Genomic DNA, 4,647 nt, shown 5'->3' with positions numbered 1-4,647 from the left:
AGCTCTACGCCGATGGCGGGTACCAGGGCGCCAACTTCCAGGCCGGGCTGCGCGCGACCTGCCGCCACATCAACCTGGAGATCGTCAAGCGATCCGAGTTACGCAAGTTCGTCGTGCTGCCGAAGCGCTGGATCGTCGAGCGCACCATCGCCTGGCTCAACCGCTGCCGACGATTGGCCAAGGATTGGGAGTGCCTGAACCGTCGCGCGCTTGCCTTCCTGCAATGGGCCTCCGTCCGACGTATGCTTCGAAGGCTATGTCAGAGAACAGAATGATCCCGGATGGACTCTAAGCCCCGGCAGAGTCCAGTCTCGGGAGGACTCTCTGGGAAACTTCAGTCTAACCGTCCCGCCAAAGTCCAGCCTCGCCTGGAATTTCAGCTCTTCTCACAAATCCCGCACGCCAGTCTCCCGCCAGAGTCCAGGGGCGGGGACGGCGGAAGCGCACTCCCCTTCCCTACCCTGCGGCGCAGGCCTAACCGACCGTCTCAGCCTCACCGTCGATCACCGGCGACAGCAGCTCGTCGATCTGCGCGATCCGGCGATCCACCATTGCTAACTCCTCGGCCAAACGCGTGCGCCGTTCACCGAGCCGGGCCCGCTCCTCACGCAGCCGCGCCCGGTCCAGGCGCCCAGGAGGTGGCGGCTCAGCCCCATCGGCCGCCACCTCCCGGCGGAGCTGCATGATCTCGCGCCGGGTCACGTCGGCGCGGATCAACCCTCTCTCCCGCGCCACACGCAGCTGTGGCTCGGTTAGCAACGTGATCTGGTAGGCGGTGCCGTAGCTGCCCGGGCAGGCGGTCACAGGGATTCGCCCCCCGTCCACGGCGCGCGCGATCTGGCGGAGCTGCGTTGCCGTAGCATCGGAGAACGGGAAGAGGCGTTCCGTGCCGTGTCGCAGACGCGCAAACTCGGCCTTCGTCAGCTCGGACTCTAGCGAGATCAGTGCCCGGCCTATGGCGAGGAAAGAATCTCGGGCGTCGCCCCATTCCTTCTGGATCTCGCTGCGGGTGCGGAGAATGCGGCGGACCTTCTCCTGGTCGTCAGGTAGGCTCGTGCCGGCGAAGACCTCGCGGATGGCTTGGAGCGTGGCCGGGTCTTCGGCACCGAGCGAGCGGAGCTCGACCGCCCTTGGGTCAACGACGGCCACCTCAGTCGCGGAGTCCTCCTCCGCCGCGAGAAACGCCTTCAGCGCAGCCTTCGATCGCTTTCCAACCGCCGAGCTCACAGCTTCATCTCCCGGCGCACGTAGGCCCAGATCTCCTCGAAGGGCTCGATCCCACGCGACTTCGAGTAGTCCAGGAGCGTCAGCCCCTTTGTGGAGGGCACGTGGATGTCCTCCAGCTGTGGCAGTTCTGTCGGGCAGACCGAACCTGCCTTCACCAGGACCCCACGCATTCGCGCGTAGCTTGTCGTCCGGCGGTTGGCGCGATTCAAGACGACTGAGGTCGTGAAGCCCTTGCCGGTCAGCGCCTTCACCCAAGGGGCAACGGATTCTACATCGTCCTGCGTACAAACGGCAGGAATTAGAATCAAGTCGGCCGCCTCACCGAGGCCGTCGATCGCCGGCAGGTGATCCTCTACACTCGGCGGCGTGTCGAGCACGGCGAGCCGGTAGCCCTCCGTCCGGCGCAGCGCACCGCGCCAGTCACCAAGCGACACGGGCTCGACGAGCGTATCTGCGAAGTCTGGGAAGGCCTCGCGCGTGCGAGCGCGCCGCGCCGCCCACTTCAGCAGCGTCTGCTGCCGGTCGAAGTCGAGCCCGATCGCGTTGATGCCCGCCTGTGCTGCGCTGACAAGGATGTGGCGGCTGAGCACCGACTTGCCAGACCCGCCCTTCGGGCTGCTGATCAATAAGACACGGCAGCGCGTCTCCTTCGCCTCTACGGCGCGCTGTCGCGCGGCGGCCTGCGGCATCGCTCGATCCCCCCTTAACTTCCGGAGCCGCAATACATTTCCTTACTGCGCCGTGTCCACGATCACGTGAAGGCGTGGGATAGAAAGCTGTAATTAGACATGTCAAACTGGATCATACGTTCACGGGCGGCGAGCGGCTTTGTCCTCAGGGCAGCCAGCGCCAGCGTCACCTCTAGCACCTAGAGCCCGGCGCATACGAAGGGCGCTGCGACCATATAGGTTCACACCTGCACCAGCTAGAGGAGACGCTGCATGGGCCGCGCGTTGCTTGACCCAGATCGGATGAAACCGTGTTGTCTGCGCGTCTAACCCCTATGCGCCATCACCAACCTTCGGCTCATGCAGCAGCGGGGTAACCCCTTAATGAACGAGATGCCGAAGACACCGCGGATTGGAACGGCTGGCTGGTCGATCCCGGCAGCGCAAGCTGATCGCTTTCCTAAGGAAGGCAGCCATCTCCAGCGCTATAGCCAGCGGCTTCCAGCTGTCGAGATCAACTCGTCCTTCTAGCGGCCGCATCGGGCCAGCACCTATGAGCGTTGGGCCGCCAGTGTTCCGCCCGACTTCCGTTTTGCTGTGAAGATCCCGAAAGAAGTTACACACACCCGAAGGCTCGCCAACACCGCAGAGCCGCTAGCGCGGTTCCTGGAGGAGGTCCGCCTGCTTGGACCCAAGCTTGGGCCCCTGCTGATCCAGCTTCCACCCAGCTTGGTCTTTCAACAAGATCTTGTAGCCGATTTCCTTCGGCATCTGCGCACCAGCTTCGCCGGTGATCTGGCCTGCGAGCCGCGGCACCCAAGCTGGTTCACTGACGAGGTCGATGCGGTGCTGGTTGAGCACCGCGTAGCGCGCGTCGCCGCCGATCCGGCACCGGTCCCGCGCGCCGCCGAGCCTGGTGGATGGCAGGCGCTGACCTACTTTCGGCTGCACGGCTCGCCACGCATGTACTACTCGCCCTATCCACAGGCCTATCTCGACCGGCTGCGGCACCGACTCTCCAGCCTCAACGTGGAGGTCTGGTGCATCTTCGACAATACGGCCGAAGGGGCAGCCACACACGATGCGTTGGTGGTAAAATCCGAAACGGTTTGACCTGGCGTCGGAGTGTCGCTAGGATTACCCGAACCGGCCGTATGATGGACCGAACGCGGGCGCCGGCATGCAAGACGTCACCGCGACGCCTTCGCCGCCTTGCGGGCCGTGAACTCAGCGACCAACCGGTCCGTCTCGACTTGGGAGGGTGGCTTCACCGGCCGCGTCGGCTGAACGGCCGTCGTGCGGCTGGCCGGCCTGGAACCTTTGAATCGCCCTGACACTGCGCCGGCCTCGGTCAACGCCTTCGGAATCTCGGCCAGGAAGCGTGATGGCTTGCCGGCCCAGCCGCGGCGTTGCCGGACCCAGCTCAGCTGTAGCGAATGCCGGGCGCGGGTGACGCCGACATAGAAGAGCCGGCGTTCCTCGGCGATCGCGCCCCGCTGCTCCGCCTGCCAGTTCGGCCAGACGCCCTCCTCGAGCCCGGCCAGCAGCACGTGGTCGAACTCCAGCCCCTTCGCCCGGTGCAGCGTCAGCACCTGCACGGCGTCGGCGGGCTCGGCTTCGCCGGGCATGGCACCGAGCGCTGCCCCGTCGCAGTAAGCCGCTACGCTGCCGGCCTGCTCAGCTGCCCGCAGCGCGACCGTCCAGGCATGACCGAGCTTGCCGTCCAGGCCCAGCCGCTCCGCGATCTCACTGGCCTCGGCCGCCAGCCGCAGCGCATCAGCCGGGCCGAGCGTCTTGCGGGCCACACCGTCCGCGATCTCGCCAGCCACGCCGAGCACGGCCTCAAGCCCCTGCCGCTCCGCCGGTGTGGCAGGCAGGGTCGCCACGGCCGCGGCCAGGGCGAAACCCCGCTCCGCGGCGTGCTCACGCAACCGCCCGAACAAAGCCCCGCCGATGCCGCGCGCCGGAAAGGCGCAGGCACGGCGGAAGGCATCATCAGCGGCGGGATCCCAAACATCGGCGCCGAGCTTGCCGCCGTGGCTACGGCTCATCGCCAACCGCAGCCAGGCCATCGTGGCCAAGACCTCCTTTGGAGGTTCCGGCTCCCGGTCTGTGACCAGCCGCACCGGCACATCCGCTTGGCGCAGGGCGGCCAGGATCGGTTCCGCCACGAAGCCAGCCCGGACCAGCACCGCGCACTTGCGCCAGAGCAGCTCCGGCTGTCGTCGCCGCAGCGCCTGCAGCCAGGCCAAGGCACCGCGGCCCTCATCCTCCGCTATCGGTGCTTCCCGGATGGTGATCGAGGGCCCGGGCGGCGCCTTCGGGTCAGCTGGGCGCAGGATCTTTGGTAGCGCCTCCGGGTCCTCGGCCGCGATGGCATTGGCGGCGCGCAGGATCGTCGGGGTCGACCGGCTCTGTTGCACAAATGGCCTGAGGGGGATTCATCTCGTGAATCCAGCGTGATAGCTGGACGGCATGAGCAGACCGACACCGCCGACTTACAAGACCAGGAACTGGCCTGCCTACAGCGACGGGCTCAAGCGACGCGGCTCGCTAACGATCTGGCTCGATCGCGAGATGACCTGGGAAGCCGCGCCGACCGGTAAACGGGGCCGACAGCCCCTCTATAGCGATGCTGCTGTCCAGACCTGCCTGACCATGAAGGTGCTGTTCGGCATGGCGCTGCGCCAGACGACTGGCTTCGTCGAGAGCCTCCTGCGGCTGACCGGCCTTGATTGGACTGTGCCAAACT

Annotated in this window: 5 protein-coding genes and 1 pseudogene; 3 read left to right on the top strand and 3 right to left on the bottom strand. The window is 66.3% G+C overall.

Going from position 1 to position 4,647, the window contains the following annotated elements:
• Positions 1–275: transposase (locus EP26_RS29905; RefSeq protein ID WP_043341292.1), on the top strand; the 275-nt coding region annotated here is incomplete at its 5' end.
• 199 nt (positions 276–474) lie between these two features.
• On the opposite strand, the gene EP26_RS29900 is transcribed toward EP26_RS29905, so the two are convergent.
• Positions 475–1,227, bottom strand: a complete 753-nt coding sequence (locus EP26_RS29900) for a hypothetical protein (protein ID WP_043344912.1) — start codon at positions 1,225–1,227, stop codon at positions 475–477.
• Entirely contained in the window at positions 1,224–1,916 is a 693-nt protein-coding gene (locus EP26_RS29895) for a ParA family protein (RefSeq protein ID WP_052389869.1), read from the bottom strand. The genes EP26_RS29900 and EP26_RS29895 overlap by 4 nt, the downstream gene beginning before the upstream one ends.
• A 573-nt stretch (positions 1,917–2,489) precedes the next feature.
• On the opposite strand from EP26_RS29895, the pseudogene EP26_RS34250 reads away from it, so the two are divergent.
• Positions 2,490–3,008, top strand: a pseudogene (locus tag EP26_RS34250) (DUF72 domain-containing protein); the annotation flags it as partial.
• A 77-nt stretch (positions 3,009–3,085) separates the two neighbouring features.
• Here the strand turns inward: EP26_RS34250 and EP26_RS29885 are convergent.
• Complete coding sequence (locus EP26_RS29885) at positions 3,086–4,318, bottom strand: 3'-5' exonuclease (RefSeq protein ID WP_043344909.1); 1,233 nt, start codon at positions 4,316–4,318, stop codon at positions 3,086–3,088.
• A gap of 52 nt (positions 4,319–4,370) precedes the next feature.
• On the opposite strand from EP26_RS29885, the gene EP26_RS29880 reads away from it, so the two are divergent.
• On the top strand, positions 4,371–4,647 hold a 277-nt coding region (locus tag EP26_RS29880), incomplete at its 3' end, for an IS5/IS1182 family transposase (protein ID WP_043344907.1).

It is taken from the genome of Belnapia moabensis DSM 16746 (genome assembly GCF_000745835.1).
Classification (GTDB): Bacteria; Pseudomonadota; Alphaproteobacteria; order Acetobacterales; family Acetobacteraceae; genus Belnapia; species Belnapia moabensis.
Note: the sequence above shows the minus strand (reverse complement) of the source record. Positions and strands in the feature narration are given on the sequence as shown.